The sequence below is a fragment of the Actinosynnema sp. NPDC050801 genome (genome assembly GCF_040673975.1).
Classification (GTDB): Bacteria; Actinomycetota; Actinomycetes; order Mycobacteriales; family Pseudonocardiaceae; genus Actinosynnema.
The window spans coordinates 17423-41608 of sequence record NZ_JBFAQZ010000027.1 but is presented as its reverse complement, the minus strand read 5'-3'; the positions used below and the strand labels follow the sequence as shown (position 1 = coordinate 41608).

Sequence of the window (24186 nt, the reverse complement as noted above, 5' to 3'; positions counted from 1 at the left end):
CCTCCGGCACTGCTACCCGCGAGACACTGCTACCCGCGAACGGAACCCGCAAACGCTGGGCGCGTCAGCCGGCCCAGGCGAACAGGGCCTGGTTGCGCTCGGGGTCGCGCAGCATCCGGATGGACTCCTTCTCCAGCTGCCGGATGCGCTCCCGGGTCAGGCCGAGCTCGTCGGCCAGCTCCTGCAGGCTGCGGGCGCGCCCGTCGGACAGCCCGTAGCGCTGGGTGAGGATCCGTGCCTGCCGCTCGGGCAGGGTTCGCACCAGGGCGCGCAGTTCCTCGGCGACGCCCTGCTGCTCGACCGCCTCGTGGGCGTGCACGGCTTCGGCGTCCTCGATCAGGTCGGCCACCGAGGCGCCGCCGTCGTCGCCGACCGGCGTCTCCAGGCTGAGCGTGGCGCGGCTCGCGGCGTGCAGCTGGACCACCCGGTCGACGGGCACCTTCGCCGCCCGCGCCACCTCCTCGACGGTGGGCTCGCGGTCGGTCTCCAGGCGCAGCCGCTGCTCGACCTTGCGCAGCTTGCCCACCTCCTCGTGCACGTGCATCGGGAGCCGGATGGTCCGGGTCTGCTCGGCCAGGCCGCGTTCGATGGCCTGGCGGATCCACCAGACGGCGTAGGTGGAGAACTTGAAGCCCTTGAGGTAGTCCCACTTCTCCACCGCGCGGATCAGGCCGAGGTTGCCCTCCTGCACCACGTCCAGCAGCGGCAGGCCGCGGAACGAGTGCTTCTTGGCCACCGACACCACCAGGCGCAGGTTGGCCCGGATCATGTGGTCCTTCGCACGCCGGCCTTCCTCGGCCACGGCGCGCAGCGCACGGTGACGCTGCGCGTCGAGCTCGGGGCCTTCGCCCTCGTCGGACCGGCGCACCAGCTCGGCGGCGTACACGCCCGCCTCGATGCGCCTGGCCAGCACGACCTCCTCGTCGGCGGTGAGCAGGGGCGTCGACGTGAGCTCACGCAGGTAGCGACCCACCAGGTCGGCCTCACGCGCTTCCTCGCGCACGGTCGCGGTCGGACGGGTCGTGCGTGCCTGGCGGGGCAGGTCCATCGTCAACGACATGGGCGTCTCCTTGCCGGATAGCACCCGCGCACGGCTGACGTGCGGGGATCTGGGACTTCAGAGGGGCCGTCCGCCGGTACCGCGGCTTCGGACGACTTCGCCCCGCGCACCTCGGGCAGGGCCGACACCCGGTTCAACGGAACGTCTTCGGCTCGTATTCCACGTCGACAGGCGGCCCCGCGTGGACGTGACTCGGCGCACACGACATGCTGAGGGGCCTTGGCGGACCACGACCGGTGGAGGTTGCTCATGGTCGACGACACGACTGGTGACGATCTGGCCGCCCGGCTGAACGAGGTCGCCCGTGCGCTGCACCGGCAGGGCAGCGCACAGGACACCTTGGACGAGATCGTGCGCTCGGCCGTGGGCACGATCCCCGGCGCCTGGCACGCCGGGATCATGACGATCGTCAGCAAGCGCGACATCCGAACCGTCGCGACCACCGACGACGTGCCGCGCGACGTGGACCAGGCGCAGTACGACACCGGTCAGGGACCGTGCCTCACCGCGCTCTACCAGCAGAAGATCGTGAGCGCGCCCGACCTGGCCGTGGAGAGCCGGTGGCCCCTGTTCGCCAAGCGGGCGCTGGCGCTGGACGTGTCGAGCATGCTGTCGTTCCGGCTGTACGTGTCGGGCGACGACCTCGGCGCGCTCAACCTGTACTCCCCCGACACGCACGCGTTCGACGAGGAGTCCGAGCACGTGGGCCTGCTGTTCGCCGGGCACGCCGCCGTGGCCCTGGCCACCGCGCAGGAGCGCGAGCACCTGGCCGACGCCGTGCTCACCCGGGACCTGATCGGCCAGGCCAAGGGCATCCTGATGGAACGCCACAAGCTCACCGCCGACCAGGCGTTCGCCGTGCTCGTGCGCGCCAGCCAGCAGACCAACGCCAAGCTGCGCGACCTCGCCGAGCGGCTCACCCGCACCGGCGAACTCCCGCCCCACGCCGGCCTCGGTTGAAGCCGGGCTCCCACGGGGGACCACGCACCGCGTGCAGCCGCAGTAGAGCACGCACGCGGTAGTTCGGCGATCACCTACCTCACTACCTTCGGTGCAGTCACGTCGACGGCACGGGAGGCCACTCGTGGAGCTGGAGATCACCGACCAGCGGTGGCAGGACGCGCGTGACGCGGTCGCCGCCGCCGCGGAGCGGTTCACCCGGATGCTCCTGGCCTGCCGGACACCGGAGCGCCGCACGATCGGCGACTGGTCGGTGGCCGACACCGCCGCCCACGTCGCCATCGTCGCCCGCCTCAACGCCGGCCTGATCAGCGGTGACCTGTCCCCGCTCGACGCGCCCGAACTCGACCGGGGTTGGCAGGAGTCGGGCCTGGGCGGGTTCGCCCGGCTCAACGCGCTGACCCTGGACCACTTCCCCGAGCGGTCGCTGGAGGTGGTGTCGAACACCCTGCTCGAAGAGGTCGACCTGCTGCTGACCCGGGCCAAGGACGTCGACCCGCGGGAACTGCGGCCGTGGCTGGGCAGCGCCCAGCTCCCCGCGGCCGCGCACGTGGCCCACCAGCTCAACGAGATCCTGATCCACGGCCTGGACATCGCCCGCGCGCTGGACGTCCCCTGGCCCATCTCCACCCACGAGGCGGCCCTCACCTTCGACCTGTTCCTCATGCCCATGCTCGGCGGGAAGTCGGGCCGGCTCCTGGCGGGCGGCGGCGGTACCGGTGGCCGCGTCACCATCGAGTTCCGCTCGAAGCACACCACCCCGGTCGTGCTGACCCACGACAACGGGCGGTTGCGGGTCGAGCCGGCCCGCGGCGGGAAGGTCGACGCGCAGGTCAGGTTCGATCCGGCCACGATGATGCTCACCGTCTTCCGCCGGACCCGGCTCGCGCGGGCCGTCGCGACCGGGAAGCTCTTCGCCTTCGGCCGACGCCCCTGGGCCGCCGTCGGCTACCTGCGGGGCATGCGCTCACCGTGAGCCCAAGACCGGAAAACCCGGTGGCCCGCAGCCGCGCGGTGGCTACTGTGCACGGGACGTTGAGCCGACGGGCGGGCACGTCCGTCACGACACGCCGGCGGGGGTGACCGATGGTGGTGCCGGCAGGGTGGCCGCAGGACGCGGTGCTGCGGACGACGCGGCTGCGGGTGGAACCCGTGCGGGTCGCGCACGCCGAGGAGATGGCGGTCGTGCTCGGCGATCCGGCGCTCTACGCGATCGTCGGCGGCGCGCCGCCCACCGCCACCGAGCTCGCGGCGCGGTACCGGCGGTGGGAGCGGCCCTCGTCCGACGACGGGCGTGAGGGCTGGTTGAACTGGGTCGTCGTGCGGGACGACGACGACGCGGCCGTCGGCACCGTGCAGGCGACCACGACGGCAGGCGCGAACGGGCTGACCGCCGAGGTGGCCTGGGTGATCGGGGTGGCGTTCCAGGGTCGCGGCTACGCCACCGAGGCCGCCGCCGCGGTCGTCGGGTGGCTCGTCGCACGCGGCGCGCAGGACGTGCACGCCCACATCGCGCCCGAGCACCTGGCCAGCGAGGCGGTCGCCCGGCGTCTCGGCATGCGCGCCACCGGCGAGTGCCGCGACGACGGCGAACAGCGCTGGCGCTTCCGTCAGGCACAGCCGAATCCGTCCGAGATCCCGATCTGACGGCCCGGGCGATCGGCCGCCCGACAGCGGTGTCGAGTTGACCACGCCGCCCGGACGGGTTATCCACGGTTGTGAGCGATGACCGGATCGGGCCGGTTCCCGAGGACCGCGTGACCACGCCGCCGCCCGGACCCGGCCTTGTCCGGGAACGGCGGGCGGGGCTGTTGCTGCTGGCCGTGTTCCTGGCCGCGCAGCTGACGATGCTGGTGATCTCGGTGCTGGTGCTGCTGTCCTACGGCTCGGCGGACGCGGCGCTGCTGGAGGACGGGCGACTGCTCGCGTTGCTGGTCGTGCCGACGTCGTTGGGCGCGGTGGTGGGCGTGCTCGGCACGGCCTGGCTGGGCGGCGGTCCGCGGCACGGTCGTGCGCGACGCGAGTTGGCGGTGCGCTGGAGCCTCAAGGACATCGGCATCGGCACGGCGCTGGGCCTGGGAGGGTTGGCGCTGACGCTGCCCGCGGCGGCCCTGTGGGCGGCCTGGGTCGGCGAGGAGGAGGCCACCTCGGCGGTCGGTGACGCGTTCGCCGGGCGCGAGTTGGGTCCGACGGAGGCGGTGGTCGTGTTCCTGGCCGTGTGGCTGGTCGCGCCGCTGGCGGAGGAGGTCGTGTTCCGGGGCGTGCTGTGGCGCGCGTTCGAGCACCTGGGCTGGAACCGCTGGGTCGTGTTCGCGGCCACGAGCGTGGTGTTCTCGTTGGCGCACCTGGAACTGCTGCGCACACCGCTGCTGCTGGTGCTGTCGATCCCGATCGGCCTGGCCCGGTTGCTCACCGGCAACCTGCTCGCGAGCATCGTCGCCCACCAGGTCAACAACCTGCTGCCCGCCGTCGCCCTCCTCCTGGCCACCACGGGCGCCCTGCCGTGACCGGTCGCTGACCCCGCCGTTGGTCCGTCCGGGGGACACGACGACACGAGCGCATGATCCTCCGCGATACCCGGAGTACACGCCCAAACCCGCGCGGAGGGTCAGTGCACACCTCGGGAAGGACCGCCGAGCCCCGGGACCGGGCCGTCGCACCCGGCGGCCCGCGCGACCGCCGGCTGGCACCGGTCTACGCGCTGGTGGTCTCGTTCCTGGCGGTCGTGCTGCTCGGTGCCGTGGTGCGCGAGCCCGCCGGACAGCCGGTGGACCCCCGACCGGTCGACCCTCGATCGGTGGACCTCCAACTCGTCACGACCGGGCGGGCACCCGTCACCGACCTGGCGAACGCCCAGGTGAAGCTGCTGGACGGGAGCGGGACGACCCTCGTGGTGAACGCCGAGGGCCGGGTCGACGACGTCAAGTCGGGCGAGTCGCTCACGGTCTGCGTGCGACTCCCCCGGGGGTGGACGGCCCCGAAGCCCGCGGAACAGCTCGCCGACTTCGCGTGCTGGCCGTCGGTCGACCCGGACGTGGTCAACGCCGACGGGCGGGTCGAGCTGGTCGTGACCTGGTCGGAGGTGGGCCGATGAGCACCCGGAACACGGCCCTCACCACGGGGTGCGCCGCGATCGGCGCGCTGATCGGCGTGCAGTTCTGGGACTTGGGCGCCTGGCGCGTGGTGACCGTGGTGGCGGTCGGCACGGTCCTCGGTGCCGTCGTCGCGCTCGGGCTGCTGACCGTCGACCGACGACCGCGGGTCCGAGCGGCCACGTCGCCCGAACCCGCCCCGCCGCCGCCAACGACACCGACCACGGCTCCGACCAGGATTCCCACCCCGGCGGCGACCCCGGCCGCGCCGTCGACACCGACCACAACTCCCAACCCGGCTGCGCCCCAGGCCGCGCCGCCGACCCCGGCCACCGGCCGGACCTGGTGGACCGAGGCGCGCCCGACCACCGTCCCCGCCGACCGGCGCGACATGGTGCCGCCGGCGGCCCACGAGGTGGACCGCGCGGTGGTGGCGCAGTGCCCGCGCTGCGGCGACTTCCGGCTGGACCTGACCGAGGACGGCGACACCTACGCCTTCCGCTGCCGCAACCCGGACTGCGGCAACCGGTGGGAGTGGCGCGCGGACGCGCCGTGGCCGACCACGGTCGTCCGCCGCAACCTGACCGGATGACGTGACGGCCGACGACGAAGAGGGGGCGCTGTGGAGAAGTACCGGCAGTCCGTGTCGCGGTCCGAGCCGGGGTGCGTGGTGATCCTGCTCGACCGCTCGGACTCGATGAAGCTCGCCTGGGGCCGCACCGGCGCGTCGCTCGCGGACGGCGCGGCGCTGGCGGTCAACAACATCCTGCTGGACATGTGCATCAAGGCGACCACCGAGGTCAACGCCCCGGTGCGGCGCTACTTCGACGTGGGGATCTTCAGCTACGGCGCGCGCCTCGGCGAACCGGGCGAGGGCGTCGAGTCGGCGTTCGGCGGCGTGCTGGCCGGGCGTGGTCTCGTGCCGCTGCCGGAGTTGGCCGAGCACCCCGTGGCCGTGCGGGAGGAGCCGTCCATCGACCTGATGCCGGTGAGCGCCCGGATGCCGGTGTGGGTCGACCCCGTGCACGGCCACCGCACGCCGATGTGCCAGGCGATCGCGGTCGCCGGCGGGCACGTGTTCGACTGGGCGGCCGAGCACCCGGGCTCCTTCCCGCCGATCGTCATCAACATCACCGACGGCATGGTGACCGACAGCCCGTACGACGGGGCGACCCTCCAGGACTGGGTGCGGCGGTTGACGTCGATCGAGACCGACGACGGCGCCACGTTGTTCTTCAACGTGTTCCTCTCCCCCTTCGAGGTCACCGAGATCGTGTTCCCGGCCGATCCGGGCGGCCTGCCACCACCCGGACCCGACCTGTTCGCGCTGAGCAGCCCCCTGCCGCAGCCGATGATCGACAACGCCGCGGTCGACGGCTACGACGTCCGACCGGGCGCGCGCGGCCTGGCGTTCAACGTCGGCCGCTCGACCCTGCTGCGGGTGTTGCAGATCGGCACCAGAGTCCCCGATCGCACGCGGTAGGGGGCGGCCGTGATCCACACCCGGCACGTCGTCTTCTACGCGGTCAAGCACGGCAACGCCGAGGCCGAGTGGGAGGACGGCGCGGCGGCCGCACCCGCGGACGGGAACGGCCGCGGCCCGCGGTTCGCCGTCGCGGACGGCGCCACGCAGGGCTTCGGCTCGGCCCGCTGGGCGCAGCAACTGGTCGCGGGCTTCGTCGGGGACGAGGGCGCCGCGCCGGATCTCACCGCGGCCGCGCTGCACGACTGGGCGTCGGCCGTGCGGACCCGGTGGCGCGACGACCCGCGTCTCGCGGGCGCGACCGACCTGCAACGGCTCAAGCAGGCCACCGTCGGCTCGTTCGCCACGTTCCTGGGCTGCGAGCTCCTCGACCTCGCCGGACCGCGGCCGCGGTGGTCGGCGGTCGCGCTGGGCGACGCGGTGCTGTTCCACGTCCGCGAGCACCGCGTGGTCGCGCAGTTCCCGCGGATCGCGCCCGACGCGTTCGGGTCCAACCCGGACGGATTGCCGACCGACGCCGCCGGGCTGACCGCCATGGTCGGCCGGGCGTCGTTCGCCGGGGGCGACCTCGCGGACGGCGACCTGCTCTACCTGGCCACCGACGCGTTCGCGCAGTGGGTCGCGGCCGCGGACCTGCGCGACCGCCGGGCGTTGTGGACGACGTTGGCGGGTCTCGACCACCCGGAGCGGTTCCGCCGGCTCGTCGCCGACCGGCGCGCGGCGCGCGAGATGGTCAACGACGACGTCACCCTCATGCGGGTGCGGCTCGACCGGGCGCCGGCCGCACACCTGGTGGTGTGCCTGTGATCCGGTACCCGACGCCCGAGGAGTACACGAAGGCGGTGCAGCGCCCGGACTGCTTCGTCGCGGACGAGCTGCGCGGGCTGGAGCTCGTGGTGCACCCCCTCTACGGGATACCCATGCCGGCCGCGGGCACGAGTGCCGTGGTGTTCAAGGCGATGGCCGGGGGCAGGCCGCAGGCGCTGCGGTTCTTCACCCGGGACGACGTGTCCAGCGGTGCGCGTTACGGCGCGCTGCACGAGCACTTCACGTCCCACGGGCTGACCGACGTGGTCGCCCTGCCGAGGTGGGTCGACGACGGGATCCGGGTCAACCGCGCCACCTGGCCCGTGGTGCGGATGCAGTGGGTGGAGGGCCACACGTTGAACCGGCACGTGGACGGGTTGGTGGGGCGCGCGGACACCGCGTCGTTGGCCGCGCTGGCCCGGTCGTGGCGGGAGCTGGTGGCGGTGATCCAGCGGGCCGGGTTCGCGCACGGGGACCTCCAGCACGGCAACGTCCTCGTCGGCGCGGACGGCGACCTGCGGCTGGTCGACTTCGACTGCTCGTGGATCGCCCGCTTCGCCGGGACGGCGCCACCGGGCGAGACCGGGCACCGCAACTACCAACCGGAGCACCGGCCGTGGGGTCGGTGGATGGACACGTTCCCGGGCCTGGTCGTCTACCTGTCGCTGCTGGCGCTGGCGCGGGACCCCACCGGCTGGCACGCCCTGCACACCGGAGAGAACATGCTGTTGCGGCGGGAGGACTTCCGGCCGCCGTTCGACACGCCCGGGTGGGCACGCCTGGCCGCGATCGGTGATCCGCACGTGGACGAGGTGGCCCGACGGCTCCGCGGGTGCTGCACTCCCGGGTGGGTCGCCGACACCGGCTTGGACGAGCTGCTCGCGCCCCGGGTCGCGCCCTGGTGGGAGCGCACGCCCGCGGTGGTGGAGCCCCAGCCCGCGCCCGTTCCCGTGCCGGCGCCGCGTCCGCCGATCACCGCGCCCGTCGTCGCGCGGTCGCGCGGTGGCGACTGGTGGTCCGCCGTCGACCCGGCCGCGCGGCCCGCGCCCGCGCCGGCTCCCGCGACCAAGCGGCCCGCGCTCGCGCGCGTGCTCGTGGCCGCTGTCCTCGTCGGCGTGGTGCTCGGTTCGGTCACCGTCGCCGGTGCGGGGCCGGTGGCGGCCGTGGTGCTCGGCGCGGTGGCGGCGCTGGTCTCGGTGGCGGTCGGGCTGGCCCGGCGGAGCCGCTCGGGGTAGTCGGCCGCCACGGGCGCGATCAGGGGGTCGCCCGCCACGGGGTGAACCGTCCGGCCCCGTCCTGGGTCGTGGTGTGGAGTCGGCCGTCCGGGCCGATGGCCACCACCCACACCCGGCCGTCGCCGTCGACGGCGACGGCCGGGTGGTCCAGGACCGTGCCGCCGATGCCGACCCAGTCCCCGTTCGCGTTGGTGGTCGCGGCGCCGGAGGTCTCCCGACCGACGACGGTGAGGACGCCGTGGGCGAAGACCGCCGCGAGTCCGCCCGAGCCGCCCGGCCCGGCCTGCCGCCGCGGCGCCGACCACGTGCCGCGCCCGGACGTGACGGCGACCTCGCCGGTGTCCGCGACCAGGTGCACGACGGTCGACGAGCCGTCGGGCGCGGTGAGGGCGACCGGAGGCCCGGCCGGCGAGGTCGGCGGGAACGCCCGGTCCCGACCCGCCCCGTCCCGGTGCACCACGGCGGTGGTGGTGTGGGCGAAGACCTCGACCTCTCCGTCCGGGGTGGCCACCGCGCTCAGCCCGTCCTGCACGTCGGACCCGCCCAACCGGGTCCAGCCGGCCCACTCGCCGTCGCCGCCCTGCTCGGCGCGGCTGATGCCGCCGGTCGCGTCCCGCACGAACAGGACCAGCCTGCCGTCACCGCGCGCCGCCACGGCGGGTGTGCCGACCCTCGGGTCGCCGTGGTCGGGACTGCCGACCGCGGTCCAGCCGCCGTCGTCGTGGCAGGTGATCTCGGCCGTGTCGAGCCTGCGGCCGCACACCGTGACGCCACCCGGACCGGCGGCCACGGCCAGGCCGGCCGCGAGTGGGCCGGGTGGTTCGAGGTCGCCCAGCGAGTCCCAGCCACCACGTGCCTGCCGCCAGCCCACGACGTGCCTGCCGACCACCGCGTACGCGTGCAGCCTGCCGTCGGCCGCACGACCGACCCACGACGTGCCACGCGGCCAGCGGTAGTACATGCGGCGGGACCACCGGTCGTACAGCGGATGGCCGCCGATCCGGTCGTCGTGGCGCGCGTAGGCCACGAAGTGCCCCACCTTGTCCTCCTGCTCGGCCGCGGCGAGGTTGACCGGCGCGTGATCGGTGTTGTAGCCGCGGTAGCCGACCTGGACCAGCCGGGGCACCGCGGGCGACTCAAGGTGGATCCGCGCCGCCTCTTCCGCGAACCACACGCCGGCCACGTGGTCGGCGTGGTCGTGCCAGGGGCCCCACCGCGGGTGGCCGGGGTCGGGGCTGCCGTCCTGGGTGCGCAGGACCGTGGGCCGGAACTCCCCCATCAGCTCCACGAGGACCCGCAACAGGGCACCCCTGGTGTAGCCGGACGGACCGGTGGTCTGGCCGCCCGTCGGCACGATGGTGTCCACCCGGGCCGACCCGCTCTGGTCGTGCCACAACCGCATCAGCGCGTGCCTGCCGCCCCTGGCCCGCGGGTTCGCGTCGTCGGGCAGGTTGAGGAAGACCAGGTGCACGTCGGGGCGGGCGTCGAGGACGTACCGCTCGACCACCTGGCCGTCCGCCAGCGCGGCCGCCGAGGCCCGCCACCGGTCGGCCACACCCGCCATCCGCGCGTACGCGGCACGGGCGCCGGCCTGCCGCGACGCCGAGTAGCCGCCCGGATCGGGCGCGTCCGACTCGCCGGCGGTGAGGAACACCGTCATCAGCCGCCGCCCCGATCCGACCGCGTACCGCAGGTCCGGGTTCATGAACAGCAGGTCGTCGTCGTGGTGCGCCACCACGTGGAGGAACGCGACATCGGGTGAAGCCCGCGGCGCCGACGGGTCGCCGCACGCCACGAGCGCGGCCAGCACGAGTGCGGCGAACAGTGCGACCGGTCGTGCGCGTGCCATCCGCTCATCCCTGTTCCGATGGGTCTCGACGGGGCCGAGAGGTTATCGGCTGGAGCAGGGGAATGGCGCGGGCGTCGCCCGATGGGGTGGACATCCCCGTCGTGCCCGCCGCGGAGGCGGGTTCGGCAGGTCCGCCGTGCCATAGTCGCCGTCGTCCCCCACCGTTGCCCCTCCTGATGAGGACCCGTGCGCATTTCCGTGGTCGTGCCGTGCTTCAACGAAGAGCGCGGGCTGGAGGACTTGTACGCGGTCCTGGCGCGGGTGCTGCCCACCGTGAGCGAGGACTTCGAGGTCCTCCTCGTGGACGACGGCAGCGTGGACGGCACGCTCGGGGTGCTGCGCCGCATCGCGGCACGCGACCCCAGGTTCAAGTACCTGGCGCTGAGCCGCAACTTCGGCAAGGAAGCCTCGATGCTGGCCGGGCTGCGGCACGCCGACGGCGACGTGACCGCGATCATGGACGCCGACCTCCAGCACCCGCCCGAACTGCTGGCGCGGATGGTCGCCCTGGCGGCCCAGGGCTACGACCAGGTCGTGGCGCGCCGCAGCCGGCGCGGGGAACGGCCGATGCGCAGACTCGCGTCCACGCTCTACTACCGACTGGTCAACAAGGTCGTCGACGTGACGCTGCACAACGGTGCGGGCGACTTCCGCCTGCTCAGCAAGCGCGCGGTGCGGGCGCTGCTGTCGCTGGGCGAGTACAACCGGTTCTCCAAGGGGTTGTTCGCCTGGATCGGCTTCGACACGGCGGTGATCGACTACGACAACGTCGAGCGCGCGCAGGGCGACAGCAGGTGGAGCGTGCGCAAGCTGCTCAACTACGGCATCGACGGCGTCCTCTCGTTCAACTCCCGGCCGCTGCGCCTGGGGATCTACCTCGGCGCCCTGGTCACCACCGTGGCGTTCGGCTACGGCTGGTGGGTCGTCGCGCACGCGGTGCGGCACGGTGTCGACGTGCCGGGCTACGTCACGGTGATGTGCGGCATCCTCGGCCTCGGCGGTCTGCAACTGCTGTTCCTCGGGGTGATCGGCGAGTACGTCGGCCGCATCTACGCCGAGACGAAGCGTCGGCCGCACTTCCTGGTCAAGGAGTCCTGCGGGGTCCACGAGTCCGGCGACGACAACGAACCGGGCAGGGCGAAGCAGTCGGGCGGGGCGAAGCGGTCCGGCGGGGTCGCGCGCGCCCACGAGCCCGGCTACGAGGTCGCGGTCGAGCCCTTCGCCGAGTGGACCGCCCGGTGACCGGTCGCCTCCGCCGCCTGGTCCGGTTCGGGCTCGTCGGGGTGCTCAACACCGCTGTCTACTACGCCCTCTACCTGTCGCTGCGCACCCTGACGCCGTACCTGGCGGCGCACCTGGTCGCCTTCGGGCTGGCGATGGTCGGCTCCTACTTCCTCAACTGCCGCTTCACCTTCCGCACCCGGCCCGCGCTGCGGACGTTCCTGCTCTTCCCGCTGTCCAACGCGACCAACCTCGCGGTGAGCACCGGCGGGCTCTACCTGCTGGTCTCCGGCCTCGACGTGGACCAGCGGATCGCGCCGCTGCTCGCGTCGGCGGCGGCGATCCCGTGCACGTTCCTCGTGGCGCAACTCGTCCTCATCGGACGTCCGGCGCCCGCCTCACCACCCGTCCGGCACTGAGGGTTCACCGACATGTCCGCACTCGTCCGCAAGCCGCCGCCCGGTCTGCCGGTGGCCGCCGGCGTCGTCGCCACCGTGCTGCTGCTCGCCCAGGTCCCGTTCCTGCGCAACCGGCTGTTCTACGCGTGGGACGACAGCGCGGCGCAGTTCCTGCCCATGTGGCACCACTTGGGCGGTCGGTTGACCAGTGGGCGGTGGCCGCTGCTCGAAGTGGACAACTGGATGGGCGGCAACATCGCCGCCGAGGCGTTGTTCGGCATCTGGAACCCGGTCAACCTCGCCAACTACGTGCTGGTGTCGCGGTTCGACGACCTCGCGCTCGCCGGGCTCGTGGTGAAGAGCGAGTTCCTCGCGCTGCTGGCGCTGGGCACGTACCTGCTGTGCCGGGCGTACGGCGCGGGGCGCGGACCGGCGGCGGCGGTCGCGATCGCGTTGCCGTTCTGCGGGTTCACGCTCTACTACGACGCCGCGTCGTGGGCATCGGGGCTCATGGCGTTCGCGTGGGTGGTGCTCACCTGGTGGGCGGCCAAGCGGTTGGACGCGGGCGGCAGTCCACTGTGGCCGTTCCTGTTCGGCGCGCTCGCGGTGACGTCGGGCAACCCGTACGGCGTGCTGGGCGTGTGCGTGGTGCTGGCCGCGCCGGCGGTCGAGGCGTGGCTGCGCCGCGACCGGGCGGTGCTGGTGCGCCTGCTCGTGGTCGGCGTGCTGGTCGGGCTGCTCGTGCCGCTGGTGTACCTGCCGCTGCTGGGTACCTCGGCGGTGACCGTCCGGGCGGGTCAGGGGTTCGCCAGCAACGGGCTGCTCATGCCGAGGCTGTCGGACCTCCTGCACCTGAGCGTGCCGAGCCACCTCCCGTTGATCCGCACCTTCAGCGACCCCCTGCGCCTGACCGTGCCCGGCGTGTACTTCGCCTGGTTCGTGGTGCCGCTGCTGCCGTGGTTGCGGTGGGACGTGCTGCGCGGGCGGTGGCGTGGACTGGTCGGCGTGTTCGTGGTCGGGCTGGTGTACCTGTTGCTGGCGTTGGGCCCGTCGAACGCCTGGATGTTCCGCTTCCCACTGCGTCACGTCCAGGTCCTGTTCCTCGCCGTCGGGGTGCTGTTCGCGGTGCTGCTCACGGCGGGGCTGCGGGTCGACCACCTCCGGCGGCGCGCGCTGGTGACGGCGGGCGTGCTCGTGCTGTCCGCCTACCTCACGTTCGCGGCCGGGACGTGGCAGTGGCAGCGGCACCTGGTGTCGCTGGGCCTGCTGGCGGCCGGCACCGCGCTGGTGGTGTTCCGCGCCCGGGCCGGCCGTGGCGTCAGCGTGGTGCTGGTCCTCGGTGTGGCCGCGACGTTGTCGTTGCAGACCTCGTGGTTCCCGGCGAACCGGGACGTGGCGGACCACTCGTTCCCCCGGTCCGTCGCCGCCCTGCGGGCCGAAGTCCACGGCGGCGGTACGACGTTCCCGGTCGGCTCGGTCGTCCCCGGCAACGTCGGGTTGGTCGCCGGCACCGCGTCGGTCGGCTCGTACACCGGCATGTCGTTGCGCGCCTTCGCCGACGCGACGTGCATGGACTTCGCCGGCTCGACCTGCCCCGACAGCCTGCGTCGGATCTTCACCCCGACCGACGTCGACGGCCGCACGCTCGCCGACCTGATGGGACTGGAGACCGTCGTCGTGCACCGCGGCGCGCTGCCCGACGTCACCGCTCCCGCGGGGTGGGCGCTGACGGACCGGACGGACACCCGGCTCGTGCTGCGGCGCGTCGGCCCGGTCGAGTGGCCCGAGGGCAGGCTGACGCACGCGACGGTCGACGTCGACCGGGACGTGTCACCGGACGACCGGCACGAGCACGTCCGGTTCACCAAGGTGCGCGGAGAAACCGGGACCCTGGTGTTCGCCAGGCTGGCGTGGCCCGGTTACCGCGCCGAACTCGACGGCGTGCACCTCAGGACCAGCCAGGGGCCGGCCGGACTGCTGGTCGTCCACGTCCCGGCCGACGTCGAGGCGGGCGAGGTGCACCTCACCTGGGTCCCACCGGGCTTGCCCGCGGGCATCGCTCTCGCCGCGGTGAGCCTGCTGAGCGCGTTCGCCTACACCGTGTTCACGCACCGACGTCGGCGCAGGCCCGTCGACTTCGTGCCGCGCCAACGCCGAACCCCACGCCACGCCGCGATGTCCAACGCCGGATCGCCCTCGTAGACCCGCACCCTTTCGGCTTCCTGTTCGTCGGCCGCCTCTTTGGAGTGATGCCAGGCCGGTTCGACGACGGACCGACACCTCCTGCGGCCCACCACGCCATGCGCCGTCACTATCGAGTGAGGGCCGTTCCCGCTCGGTCGACCTGGGTTTAACGTGGGATCCAGGACCGACGCAGCCGGCCCTCACAGCACGACAGGAGGCTCAGCAATGTCCACAGCGGAACAAGATGCCCCGGTCGCACCCCCGATCGGCGCCGACTTCGCGCTGACCGTGGTCAACGAGTCCGGCTCCCGGGCGAACGTCATGATCTTCCCCGCCGCGAAGGCCGGTTCGCAGGGGTCCATCGTGGTGTGGCAGTCGTTCCCGCTACCGCCCGGCGACACGCACGCCGTCAACTGGACGTACAGCCTGAACTTCGTGCGCGGCGCGCTCGGCCAGTTCGGACCTGGGCAGGACTACGAGCCGCTCCAGGTCGTCGACGCGGTGCCGGACGAGTCCAACCAGATCACCCTGACCATGGTGAACGGGGAACTGGCCCTCACCGATCCGCGCCCGGGGCCACCCGGGACGCTCCTGGTCGTCCAGGACGCGAGCGTGCCGGCGAACGCGGGCAACGCGGGTGTCGGCATCAGCGGTTTCGGCACCTTCGTCTCGCCCGCCCAACCGGGCAGCAAGCAGAGCTACGGCTACACGCCTCAGTTGTGCGTCGGCACCGGCACGTTCACCGCGGGCCAGATCATGAGCACCATGGGTATCGACACGCAGGCACCGCTGGACTTCCCCGCCGGCGTGACCACGGCGACCGCGACGTTCGACGGGACCGGCTGGAACATCACCTACTAGTGGTCGAGACCCGCTGGTTCGGCGGGGATGGCCGGCCGTTGAGGTCGTGGCGGGTGAAGGTCTAGGGGATCATCAGGGCGAGGAGCACGCCGACCAGGCCGACCGACGCGATCACGAGCACTTGGCGGGACCGGGGCTCGTGCCGCCCGACGGCCACCACGCCGAGGACCAGGCCGGCGATGACCGCCAACCCGAACAGGACGGCGATCAGGGTGGTTTCGGACGCGCCGACCAACGCCAGCGGCAGGAACGGGATGCCGGTCGCGCCGAGGACCGCGCCGACGAACGCCAACGAACGACCGTGCGACGACGGCGGTACGGGTGGTTCCGGCGTGGACGGCAAAGGCCCGGACGGGTGGGGCTCGGGCGGGTGAGGCTCGGACGACTTGGTCGCGGACGGCGACGGCTCGCCGGCGGACGGCTGCGGCGCTCGTGGCCCCTGCTCCGTGCCCTGCCACCACTGCCGGCCGGGCGCCGCGTCGGACGGCCCTGGGGTGCGCGATTCCGGAATGGACGGTTCTGCCGTGGCCGGTTGCGGGCTGGACGGTGTGGGCTTCGGTTGCTCGGCGGTCGGCGGGACGTGCTCCGGCTCGGGCGGCGGACCGATCACCACCGGGTTCTGCTGCCAGTGGTCGGCGGCCGAGAGCCAGGTGACGCCCTCGGGCAGCCCTTCACCCTCGCCCGGCTCCATGCCCGCCAGGATCTCGTCGATCTCCCGCGTGTTCATGTTGGTGATCTCGCCGCGCTCGCGGAACTCGCGCAGCAACGTGACGATGTCGGCACGGGCGATCTCGTCCCGTTCCGTCCTCAGGTGCCGCCGCAGCTGCCCGATGATGATCTCCTGCCGGTCCGGCGCGATCGGCTGGGGGCCGAGGAGCTCGGCGATCCGGTAGAGGTACTCGAACGGCACCTTCGGCGGCGGTGGCAGCGGGTTCGGCAGCACGCGCGGGCGGGCGGTCAGCTCGGTGAGCGCGCCCGCCAGCGACACGATCGCGTCGGCGCTGCGTTCCCGGTAGTCGACCAGCTGCCGTTCCATGATCGGGATGCGGAGGTTGTCCAGCGGGCCGACCTGCACCGGGAGCACGGGCACGCCGAGCTGCTGGGCGTAGTCGAACTCCGCGTGGCAGGGCACCGACTTCCAGGAGGCCTGCGACAACGCGAACACGAACACGCGTGCGGCCTGGATGGTCCGGATGATCTCGCGCCACCACAGCTCGCCGCCGTGGATCTCGTGGTCGAGCCAGACCTGGTGCCCCATCCGGCCGAGGTCGTCCCGAAGGGCGCGCACCAGGGATTCGTCGGCCCGGGTGTAGCTGACGAAGATGGTCATGGTCACGCCCTCCGGTCGGGGCACGTCGACGGGCACTCATCTGATTGGTCGTGCGCGAGCCCCCTTTCGTTGCGCCCGGTCGCTACCCGATCCGCTGGAGTGACTTCTCCCGGCGCCGCGCCACGCTCGACCCGGACTCCCGGCGGGCCATCCGGCGCAGCACGACGGGTGCCAGGACCAGGCCGAGCACCGCCCACCCGGTGAGCACGCCGACGGTCTCCAGGTGCCGCCACGACTCGCCGATCTCCACCGCCACGGCGGCGTCGGGCAGCAACGCCGAGCGCATGCCGAGGCCGAGCCAGTAGACCGGGAAGACCTGGGCGACCCACTGCACCCAGTCGGGCAGGGACGTGATCGGGTAGAAGATGCCGGAGATCGCGATCATGGCCAGGATCGGCAGGATGAGCAGCCCCTGGCCGCGGGCGCTGGAGAACACCGAGCCGAGCACCGCGCCGATCGGCAGGGCGGCCAGCATCCCGAGCGCCAGCACCCACGCCAGGGTCAGCCACGCGTCCGGGCTGCCCGTCACCAGACCGGGGACCAGGAAGATCCCGGGGACCAGGAAGATGGCCAGGTCGACGACCAGGCCGCCGGCCACGTGGACGATCTTGCCGACCAGGTAGCCCAGCATCCCGTTCGGGGTGGCCTTCGCGCGCAGCAACGTGCCGTCCTCGCGCTCGGCGGTGAGCAGCTGGCTCATGGTGACCATGGCCATCGCGGCGTTCATGCCGAGGATGCTGGGCAGGGCGAGCGCGCCGACGGAGAACCCGGTCTGCCCGAACGACACGTCACGCAGGAAGAACGTGACCACGAGCATCAGCACGGGCCAGAACGCGTGGTTCCACAGGTCGGCGCCGTTGGTCAGGGACTGCCGCAGCTCGATCAGGCCGCGCTGCCGGCCGGCCCGCAACGCGGTGGTGGTCGGGTTCATCGGGCCGCTCCTCGCTCTTCGACCCGGCGCACCAGCGACAGGTAGGTGTCCTCCAGCGAGGCCCGGCGGACCTCCAGGTCGGTGATGGCGTCGCCGTGGCGGCGGAACAGGTCGTGCACGAACCTGGTGGACTCCCGGACCGACCGCACGTGCTGCTGCCCGGCGTGGGTCCAGCGGACCTCGTCCTCACCCGCGATCCGGTGCGCCAGTTCCTCGGCCGTGCCGTCGGCGACGATCCGGCCGCCGTCGAGGATGACGATCCGGTCGGCGAGCTTCTCGGCTTCGTCCAGGTCGTGCGTGGTGAGCAGGATGGTGGTCGAGTCCCGGTCGGCCAGCTCCCGCACGAGTTCGTGGAACTCGCGTCGGGCGACCGGGTCGAACCCGGTGGTCGGCTCGTCCAGGAACAGCACCTCGGGACGGCCGACGATGCCCACCGCGACGTCCAGCCTGCGCCGCTGCCCGCCGGACAGCGTCCGGACCGGCTTGCCCGCCTGCGCGGTCAGGCCGACCGCCGCGACCAGGTCGTCCGGGTCCCACGGTCGGTCGACGTGCTCGGTGGCGTAGCAGGAGTAGTAGGTGCCCAGGTGCGCCAGCAGCTCGCGGACCCGCCACTTGCCGTGGTCCCGCCAGGACTGCAGGACGACGCCCACGCGTGCCCGCCACCGCTCGTCGGCGTGCGCCGGGTCGACGCCGAGCACCGACACGCGGCCCGCCGACCGCATCCGGAAGCCCTCCAGGATCTCGATGGTCGTGGTCTTGCCCGCGCCGTTCGGGCCGAGCAGTGCCAGCACCTCGCCGTGGCGGGCGTGGAAGGTGACGTCGTGCAGGACGTCGACGGTGCCGTAGCGCATGCGAAGACCGTCGACGTCGAGCACGACTTGATCGCCCGTCATCGCTCCCCCTTTTCTCGGTTGACCTTCAGGAGGGCGTGAAAGCTACGTTGCGTTTCTCGGACCAGCAATCATTTCGGCATCCGCGTGAGCCTTTCAGCAGGCCGGACGCCGGTAATCGTTGCAACGATGCTGCCGGTGAAAGCAATGATTTCGCCGCCGTCGTTGCACTGGGCTGCCGGTGAACGCACACTGGGCGGGTGCCGGGTGGAAGGCTGACCGACGAGGAGCGCCGCGACATCGCGACGGGTCTGGCCGACGGCCTCGGGTACGCCGAGATCGCGCGGCGGCTGGGCAGGCCGACGTCGACCGTCACCCGCGAAGTCGGGCGCAACGGCGGCGCGCGCGACTACCGCGCCGAACGCGCCCACCGGGCCGCGTGGCGACGCGCCCGCCGACGTCCGACGGGCACGCCGCACGAGCCGCCGGTCGCCGTCGGGTCGGACGGCCGCGATCCGGGGGCGGTGCTGGCGTTCGCCGAGGAGTTCGCCGCGCTGATGGAGCAGACGGGCCTGCCGCGCATGGCGGCCCGGGTGCTGGCGAGCCTGGTCACGACCGACTCCGGCGCCCTGACCGTCACCGACCTCGTCCGCAGGTTGCGGGTCAGCCCGGCGTCGGTGTCCAAGGCCGTCGGCTACCTCGAAGGGCTCGAACTGCTCCGCCGGGAACGCGACGCCCGGCGGGAGCGGTACCTCATCGACGACGACATGTGGCTGCGGACGTGGCTGACCAGTGCCCGGACCAACGCGATGCTCGCGGACACGGCCCAGCGCGGCGTCGAGGTGCTGGACGCGCGCACACCCGCCGGCACCCGGATGGACCACATGCGCCGGTTCTTCGACCGGCTGAGCGAGGACATGTCCGGTGGCCCGACCACGGTCGCCGGCGACGTGGTGACCGTGCTGGCCGCGCTGGTCCGCGCGGTGACCCCGCAGGCCGCGGGCCGGCTCGCCGCCGAGCTGGGCTGGTCGCCGGACCGCGTCGCCGATGCCCTGCGCGACGCCGACCACGTGACGCGTCAGCCACCTCGAACGGACCCGGCGAACGATCACCCGAATACGATGGGCGCATGGCTCTGATCCACCGCGCCACGGTGCACCCCACCAAGCTCGAACTGCTCGCCGCCTGGCTGCCCGACCGCGACTGGCACCACGTGGGTCCGGCCGACGGGGTGACGCGGGTGGCGGGTTACCGCTTCGACGACCCCGCGGGCGCGGTCGGGATCGAGACGTTGGTGGTCCGGGTCGGCGGCGGGGCGCTGCTCCACGTCCCCCTCACCTACCGCGACGCGCCCCTGGCCGGTGGTGAGGAGTGGCTGGTGGGCACCATGGAGCACTCCGTGCTGGGCACGCGCTGGGTCTACGACGCGCCCGGTGACCCGGTGTACGCGGCGGTGCTGGCGAGCGCGGTCCTCGGGAACACCGGCCAGGCCGAGGAGTTCGTGGACGTCGACGGCGTCCTGGAGCGCCGCGAACCCGACATGGCCCTGGTCGGCGGCGCCGCCGGGGACGCGGACGTGCCCGTGGTGGGCGCGATCGAGCGCGTGGTCGAGGGCGACCCGACGCTCATCGTGACGGACACCGTCGAGCTGACGGTCCGGCGGCGCCTCGACACCGGTGCCGGGCTCACGGGTGCCGCGCTCACCGGTGCCGCGCTCACCGGTGCCGCGCTGACCGGCACGTGGTCCGGTCAGCAGACACCGGTGCCGCTGGCGTCCGCCACGCTCCGCTGAGGTTCAGTCCTTCCAGGGCATCTCGTCGCGCAACCCCTCGTGGATCGCGAAGGCGTTCTTCACCGCCGCCTTGAGCGCGCCCTCGACCCACCGCCGGTGCCTGCGGTCGCACGCGTCGTTGGCGAACCAGACCCGGTTCACCGGCCGGATCACGTCCTCGTAGAACGTCTCGCTCATCTCGAACGCCCGGAACAGCGGCCCGATGCCGCACGCGAACCAGTCGAGCGCCCAGTCCTTGTAGACGCCGAACTCGAAGGTGTCCCTGGCCTCCGGGTGGATCTTGACCAGGTCCTCCAGCGCCTGCATCACGCTCTCTTCACCGGCCAGCGGCGTGTACGGCATGCTGTCCTGCTCCCAGCAGTACGACGCGATCATCACCCCCTTGCGGAACCGGGTGTCCTGCCCGGCGGGTGGGTAGACGATGTTGCGGATCGCGAGGTCGGTCACGGTGAGGCCGTGCGTGATGCCGTAGGAGGTCTCCCACCACCGTTCGCTGAACTGCATGAACAGCTTGTGCGCGCGGCCGTAGTAGGTGTTGCGGATGGCGTACCACTTGTCCGGGTCGAGCCCTTGGATCTCCATGTGCCGCAGGCTGGCGAACGGCACCGTCACGATGCACTCGTCCGCCGTGATCGTCTGCGCCCGGCGCCCGGCGCGGTAGTGCACGCGCACCCCGCTGTCGTCCTGGTCGACCCCGTGCACCAGGGCGCCGAACCGGATGTCGTCCATGAGCATCGGCTCGAACGCCCGGGGCAGCGAGTCGGCACCGTCCACGATGTAGTTCAGGTGGCCGAACACGTCCTCGTAGAAGTGCGAGAACCACTCGACCAGCGAGAAGTGGTAGCGGCCCTCCAGGTTGAACAGCGGTCCGAGCATCGCCAGCGCGCCGTCGCTCAGCCCCCGTTCCTTCAGGTAGCCGAGCAGCGTGTACCGGTCGTAGTCGGTGAGCAGCCGGTGCCACGCCTTGGCCTCGTCCTCCTGCTCCATGATGTCGACCAGCGGTTGCACGGTGTGCCGCAGCAGGTCGTGCGGCGCCCGGTCCTTCTCCTCGGGCAGCAGGTCGAAGCTGAACTGGTCGGCGCTGAAGTCGCGCCGCCGGACGCCCTTGCCCTGGAGGTAGACGAACGTGTCCTCGTCGTACATGGGGAACGGCCTGGTGGCGAGCTTGAACTTCTCGTCGATCAGCCACGAGACCAGCGGGTGCTGCTGCGGGAACCGCATCGCGCCGAATTCCCCGTACATGTCGCCCGCGAAATCGCGGTGGGTCAGGATACGACCGCCCAACCGGTTCTGGCCTTCGAGGATCGTCACCTCGTGACCGGCTTCCTTCAACAGCATCGCCGCGGTCAACCCGGCCATTCCGGCGCCGACCACGACGATTCGCCGCCGTGGCGCGGAACTCTCCGGCAACCCTTGCTTGAGCAGGTCGAGCACGTCCAACACCATGGATTCCACCTCACCCGATCCGGTTTTGCGGTCGCACCGCGAATTGCTTGGCAGTGGAGGTGGCCATCCCCGTTACCCGACCGTACTCGGTCACAAACCGGCGGCCAACGCCCTGATGGGGTGAGGTGAATTGTCCGGTCGGGTGACTATTCCGATGAATTGCGGACCCGACGCGTCAACACCCGTCCGGGCCACGGCTCGGCCTGGAACCGCTCGACGGGCTCGGACCGGTAGTGGTCGACCGGCCGGTCCGGGACCGGTCTCGTCGTCGACGTCGGCTCCCCTCGGACGGGCCCGCACCGTTCTCATGCCTTGCCCAAGGGCTCCGAACAGGTAGCGTTTTGGCGACGACTCGGTCACGCTCGGGGGCGAGACCGCGCAACCACGGGAGCGAAAGCGAGCACCGAGATGGCCCTGCAGGACCACGAAGAACGCGCGCTGGCGGAGATCGAGCAGCAGCTGGCCGATGACGACCCCCGCTTCGTCGCCCGACTTGGTCGCAAGCGCTCGTGGATCCGCACCTCGCGGCGCGTGGCGCACGCGGCGGCGCTGGTCTCCACCTACCTGGTCGGCCTGCTGGTCGTCATCGCCGGGGTGACCCTGCCGTCGGTGGTCCTGATCGTCCTCGGCGCCGCCGTCACCGCCGCCTTCCCCGTGCTGACGGCGACCCGGGCCTGGCGCGGGAGACGCCGCTGAGCAGACCCGGGCGGTCGAGCCCGCGGCGCCGCCTCCCGGCGCCACCCGGCAGTCCTCGACATCGGCGGTGAGCCGGAGAGGCTTGACGAAGGTCGAGCCTCTCCGGAGAGTATCGGAAAGCGCTTTCCACATCCGGACGGATGAGTCGGCCCCGGTTCGCCACCGGGTGCGGCGGCCGGCCGGGTCGGTGGCGTGCCCGAGACCCGCCGATGAAGGGAGCACCTCCTCGGTGACCTCCTCCGCCAACCCGCTGGGGCGCCACGACCCCGGCGAGCACGCCTTGCGCGCGCTCGGCCACCTGTTCCGCCCGCACCGCCGGCGCCTGGGCGGGGCACTGGCCGTCTTCGTCGTCAAGCACAGCCCGGTCTGGCTGCTCCCCCTGGTCACCGCCACCATCGTGGACACGGTGGTGCTGCGCCTGCCGCTCACCGGCATGTGGCTCGCCACCGGCCTGATCATGCTGATCCTGGTCGTCAACTACCCGTTGCACCTGCTCTACGTCCGCCTCCTGCACGGGAGCGTGCGCCGGGCGGGCACCGGGCTGCGGTCCGCCCTGTGCACCCGGTTGCAGGAGCTGTCCATCGGCTACCACAACCGGACCAGCGCGGGGGTGCTCCAGGCGAAGGTCGTCCGCGACGTCGAGACCGTCGAGCAGATGGTGCAGCAGACGACCGACAGCGGGCTGGGCGCGATCACGGTCCTGGTCGGCGGCCTGGCGGTCGTCGGCGTCCGGGCGCCGCACTTCCTGCCCGTGCTGCTGGTGATCGTGCCGCTCGCCTCCCTGGTGGTGCTGCGCCTGCGGTCGAGGCTGCGCGACCACAACGAGGTGTTCCGCCAGGACGTGGAGCACCTGGCCGTCCGGGTGAACGAGATGACCCGGCTGATCCCGGTCACCCGCGCGCACGGCCTGGAGGGCCACGCCCTGCGGCGGATGGACGACACCCTGCGACGGGTCCTGGCGTCGGGGCTGCGGCTGGACCTCCTCAACGGCCGGGTCGCCTCGCTGTCATGGGTGTTCCTCAACATCCTGGGAGTGCTCTTCCTGACCGCGTCGGCTCTGGTCGCCTACCACGGCGTCCTCGGCATCACAGCGGGCGACGTGGTGATGCTCAGCGCCTTCCTGACCACCTCCACCACGTCCCTGGCCACCCTGATGAGCCTGGCGCCGGTCATGTCCAAGGGCCTGGAGTCGATCCGCTCGGCCGGCGAGGTGCTCCGCGCTCCCGCCCTGGAGGACAACGACGACAAGGCGGAGGTCACCGGCGTTCGCGGCGCGGTGGAGTTCCAGGCGGTCGGCCACTCCTACGACGAGGCCGGTCCGGCGGCGGTCCGGGACTTCACCCTGTCCGTGGCCCCCGGCGAGACGATCGCGCTGGTCGGCCCCTCCGGGGCGGGCAAGTCCACGGTGCTCAACCTGCTCATCGGTTTCATCCGCCCCACCGCCGGTCGGATCCTCCTGGACGGCGTCGACCTGGCCGGGCTCGACCTGCGCACCTACCGGCGCTTCATCTCGGTGGTGCCGCAGGAGCCGATCCTGTTCGACGGCACGGTCCGGGAGAACGTCGCCTTCGGCATGCCCGACGCCGACGAGGCCGCGATCAGGGCGGCGTTGCGCGACGCCAACGCCCTGGACTTCGTCGACCGCCTGCCCGGAGGCCTCGACGCCCCGCTGGCCGACCGCGGCGTCCGACTGTCAGGCGGCCAGCGGCAGCGCCTGGTCATCGCCCGCGCCCTGCTGCGCAACCCCCGCCTGCTGATCCTGGACGAGGCGACCTCCGCCCTGGACACCCACTCCGAGGCGTTGGTGCAGCAGGCGTTGGCCAGGTTGGTGCGAGGTCGGACCACGTTCGTCGTCGCCCACCGGCTGTCCACCATCCGTGACGCCGACCGCATCGTCGTCATGCGGGACGGCGCGATCCAGGAGGTCGGCTCCCACGAGGAGTTGCTCCGACGCGGTGGCGCCTACACCCGGCTGCACGCGGGCCGACCAGCCTGACCGCTCGTCACCCGG

23 protein-coding genes are annotated in these 24186 nt (G+C 72.5%); 17 read left to right on the top strand and 6 right to left on the bottom strand.

The genetic code is table 11. The features are described 5' to 3' along the window. Positions 1 to 64 precede the first annotated feature (64 nt). The gene (locus AB0K14_RS35795; protein ID WP_360461187.1) at positions 65 to 1060 is read right to left on the bottom strand and encodes a sigma-70 family RNA polymerase sigma factor; all 996 of its coding nucleotides are present in this window, start codon (positions 1058 to 1060) and stop codon (positions 65 to 67) included. 219 nt (positions 1061 to 1279) lie between these two features. Between AB0K14_RS35795 and AB0K14_RS35790 the strand changes: the two genes are divergently transcribed. The 9 genes from AB0K14_RS35790 (at position 1280) to AB0K14_RS35750 (ending at position 8637) form a co-directional block, all read left to right on the top strand. Beyond that, complete coding sequence (locus AB0K14_RS35790) at positions 1280 to 2020, top strand: GAF and ANTAR domain-containing protein (protein ID WP_364340034.1); 741 nt, start codon at positions 1280 to 1282, stop codon at positions 2018 to 2020. A gap of 124 nt (positions 2021 to 2144) precedes the next feature. Beyond that, a complete protein-coding gene (locus tag AB0K14_RS35785) occupies positions 2145 to 2996 on the top strand; it encodes a maleylpyruvate isomerase N-terminal domain-containing protein (protein WP_360461192.1) in 852 nt (283 codons plus the stop codon). 110 nt (positions 2997 to 3106) lie between these two features. Next, entirely contained in the window at positions 3107 to 3667 is a 561-nt protein-coding gene (locus AB0K14_RS35780) for a GNAT family N-acetyltransferase (RefSeq protein WP_360461195.1), read from the top strand. A 71-nt stretch (positions 3668 to 3738) separates the two neighbouring features. Then, positions 3739 to 4527 carry a CPBP family intramembrane glutamic endopeptidase gene (locus AB0K14_RS35775; protein WP_364340031.1) on the top strand — a complete coding sequence of 263 codons (789 nt, stop codon included), beginning with the start codon at positions 3739 to 3741 and terminating at the stop codon, positions 4525 to 4527. A gap of 104 nt (positions 4528 to 4631) precedes the next feature. Then, positions 4632 to 5114 carry a hypothetical protein gene (locus AB0K14_RS35770; RefSeq protein ID WP_360461201.1) on the top strand — a complete coding sequence of 161 codons (483 nt, stop codon included), beginning with the start codon at positions 4632 to 4634 and terminating at the stop codon, positions 5112 to 5114. Next, a complete protein-coding gene (locus tag AB0K14_RS35765; protein ID WP_360461204.1) occupies positions 5111 to 5704 on the top strand; it encodes a hypothetical protein in 594 nt (197 codons plus the stop codon). Before AB0K14_RS35770 ends, AB0K14_RS35765 begins: the two co-directional genes overlap by 4 nt. Positions 5705 to 5734: 30 nt before the next feature. Continuing rightward, positions 5735 to 6595, top strand: a complete 861-nt coding sequence (locus tag AB0K14_RS35760; protein ID WP_360461207.1) for a hypothetical protein — start codon at positions 5735 to 5737, stop codon at positions 6593 to 6595. Between the two features lie 9 nt (positions 6596 to 6604). Then, positions 6605 to 7402, top strand: coding sequence for a hypothetical protein (locus AB0K14_RS35755; protein ID WP_360461210.1), 798 nt, complete (start codon positions 6605 to 6607; stop codon positions 7400 to 7402). Continuing rightward, positions 7399 to 8637 (top strand): hypothetical protein, encoded by a 1239-nt coding sequence (locus AB0K14_RS35750; RefSeq protein WP_360461213.1) that lies wholly within the window; start codon positions 7399 to 7401, stop codon positions 8635 to 8637. The genes AB0K14_RS35755 and AB0K14_RS35750 overlap by 4 nt, the downstream gene beginning before the upstream one ends. Before the next feature lie 19 nt (positions 8638 to 8656). On the opposite strand, the gene AB0K14_RS35745 is transcribed toward AB0K14_RS35750, so the two are convergent. Further along, the gene (locus AB0K14_RS35745; RefSeq protein ID WP_364340024.1) at positions 8657 to 10486 is read right to left on the bottom strand and encodes a PIG-L family deacetylase; all 1830 of its coding nucleotides are present in this window, start codon (positions 10484 to 10486) and stop codon (positions 8657 to 8659) included. 186 nt (positions 10487 to 10672) lie between these two features. Between AB0K14_RS35745 and AB0K14_RS35740 the strand changes: the two genes are divergently transcribed. From AB0K14_RS35740 to AB0K14_RS35725, 4 genes are all read left to right on the top strand, one after another. Continuing rightward, positions 10673 to 11728: a glycosyltransferase family 2 protein gene (locus tag AB0K14_RS35740; RefSeq protein WP_360457107.1), complete on the top strand. Its 1056-nt coding sequence runs from the start codon at positions 10673 to 10675 to the stop codon at positions 11726 to 11728. Further along, entirely contained in the window at positions 11725 to 12126 is a 402-nt protein-coding gene (locus tag AB0K14_RS35735) for a GtrA family protein (RefSeq protein ID WP_360457110.1), read from the top strand. Before AB0K14_RS35740 ends, AB0K14_RS35735 begins: the two co-directional genes overlap by 4 nt. Before the next feature lie 12 nt (positions 12127 to 12138). Further along, positions 12139 to 14307, top strand: a complete 2169-nt coding sequence (locus AB0K14_RS35730) for a hypothetical protein (protein ID WP_360457113.1) — start codon at positions 12139 to 12141, stop codon at positions 14305 to 14307. A 207-nt stretch (positions 14308 to 14514) separates the two neighbouring features. Next, positions 14515 to 15150 (top strand): hypothetical protein, encoded by a 636-nt coding sequence (locus AB0K14_RS35725; RefSeq protein ID WP_360457116.1) that lies wholly within the window; start codon positions 14515 to 14517, stop codon positions 15148 to 15150. A gap of 61 nt (positions 15151 to 15211) precedes the next feature. On the opposite strand, the gene AB0K14_RS35720 is transcribed toward AB0K14_RS35725, so the two are convergent. The 3 genes from AB0K14_RS35720 to AB0K14_RS35710 form a co-directional block, all read right to left on the bottom strand. After that, a complete protein-coding gene (locus AB0K14_RS35720; protein WP_360457119.1) occupies positions 15212 to 16480 on the bottom strand; it encodes a TIR domain-containing protein in 1269 nt (422 codons plus the stop codon). Between the two features lie 82 nt (positions 16481 to 16562). Next, positions 16563 to 17411 carry an ABC transporter permease gene (locus tag AB0K14_RS35715; protein ID WP_360457122.1) on the bottom strand — a complete coding sequence of 283 codons (849 nt, stop codon included), beginning with the start codon at positions 17409 to 17411 and terminating at the stop codon, positions 16563 to 16565. Next, positions 17408 to 18304, bottom strand: a complete 897-nt coding sequence (locus AB0K14_RS35710) for an ABC transporter ATP-binding protein (protein WP_360457125.1) — start codon at positions 18302 to 18304, stop codon at positions 17408 to 17410. Before AB0K14_RS35710 ends, AB0K14_RS35715 begins: the two co-directional genes overlap by 4 nt. A gap of 197 nt (positions 18305 to 18501) precedes the next feature. Here AB0K14_RS35710 and AB0K14_RS35705 point away from each other — a divergent pair, with 197 nt between their 5' ends. Together AB0K14_RS35705 and AB0K14_RS35700 are read left to right on the top strand one after the other, a co-directional pair. Beyond that, positions 18502 to 19380, top strand: a complete 879-nt coding sequence (locus tag AB0K14_RS35705; protein ID WP_360457127.1) for a helix-turn-helix domain-containing protein — start codon at positions 18502 to 18504, stop codon at positions 19378 to 19380. Further along, positions 19371 to 20033: a hypothetical protein gene (locus AB0K14_RS35700; protein WP_360457130.1), complete on the top strand. Its 663-nt coding sequence runs from the start codon at positions 19371 to 19373 to the stop codon at positions 20031 to 20033. The genes AB0K14_RS35705 and AB0K14_RS35700 overlap by 10 nt, the downstream gene beginning before the upstream one ends. A gap of 3 nt (positions 20034 to 20036) precedes the next feature. On the opposite strand, the gene AB0K14_RS35695 is transcribed toward AB0K14_RS35700, so the two are convergent. Next, positions 20037 to 21479, bottom strand: a complete 1443-nt coding sequence (locus tag AB0K14_RS35695) for an FAD-dependent oxidoreductase (protein WP_360457133.1) — start codon at positions 21477 to 21479, stop codon at positions 20037 to 20039. A gap of 408 nt (positions 21480 to 21887) precedes the next feature. On the opposite strand from AB0K14_RS35695, the gene AB0K14_RS35690 reads away from it, so the two are divergent. Both AB0K14_RS35690 and AB0K14_RS35685 read left to right on the top strand, forming a co-directional pair. After that, positions 21888 to 22175 (top strand): DUF3040 domain-containing protein, encoded by a 288-nt coding sequence (locus tag AB0K14_RS35690; RefSeq protein ID WP_360457136.1) that lies wholly within the window; start codon positions 21888 to 21890, stop codon positions 22173 to 22175. A gap of 229 nt (positions 22176 to 22404) precedes the next feature. Then, positions 22405 to 24171 (top strand): ABC transporter ATP-binding protein, encoded by a 1767-nt coding sequence (locus AB0K14_RS35685; protein ID WP_360457139.1) that lies wholly within the window; start codon positions 22405 to 22407, stop codon positions 24169 to 24171. The last annotated feature ends 15 nt before the right edge of the window (positions 24172 to 24186 follow it).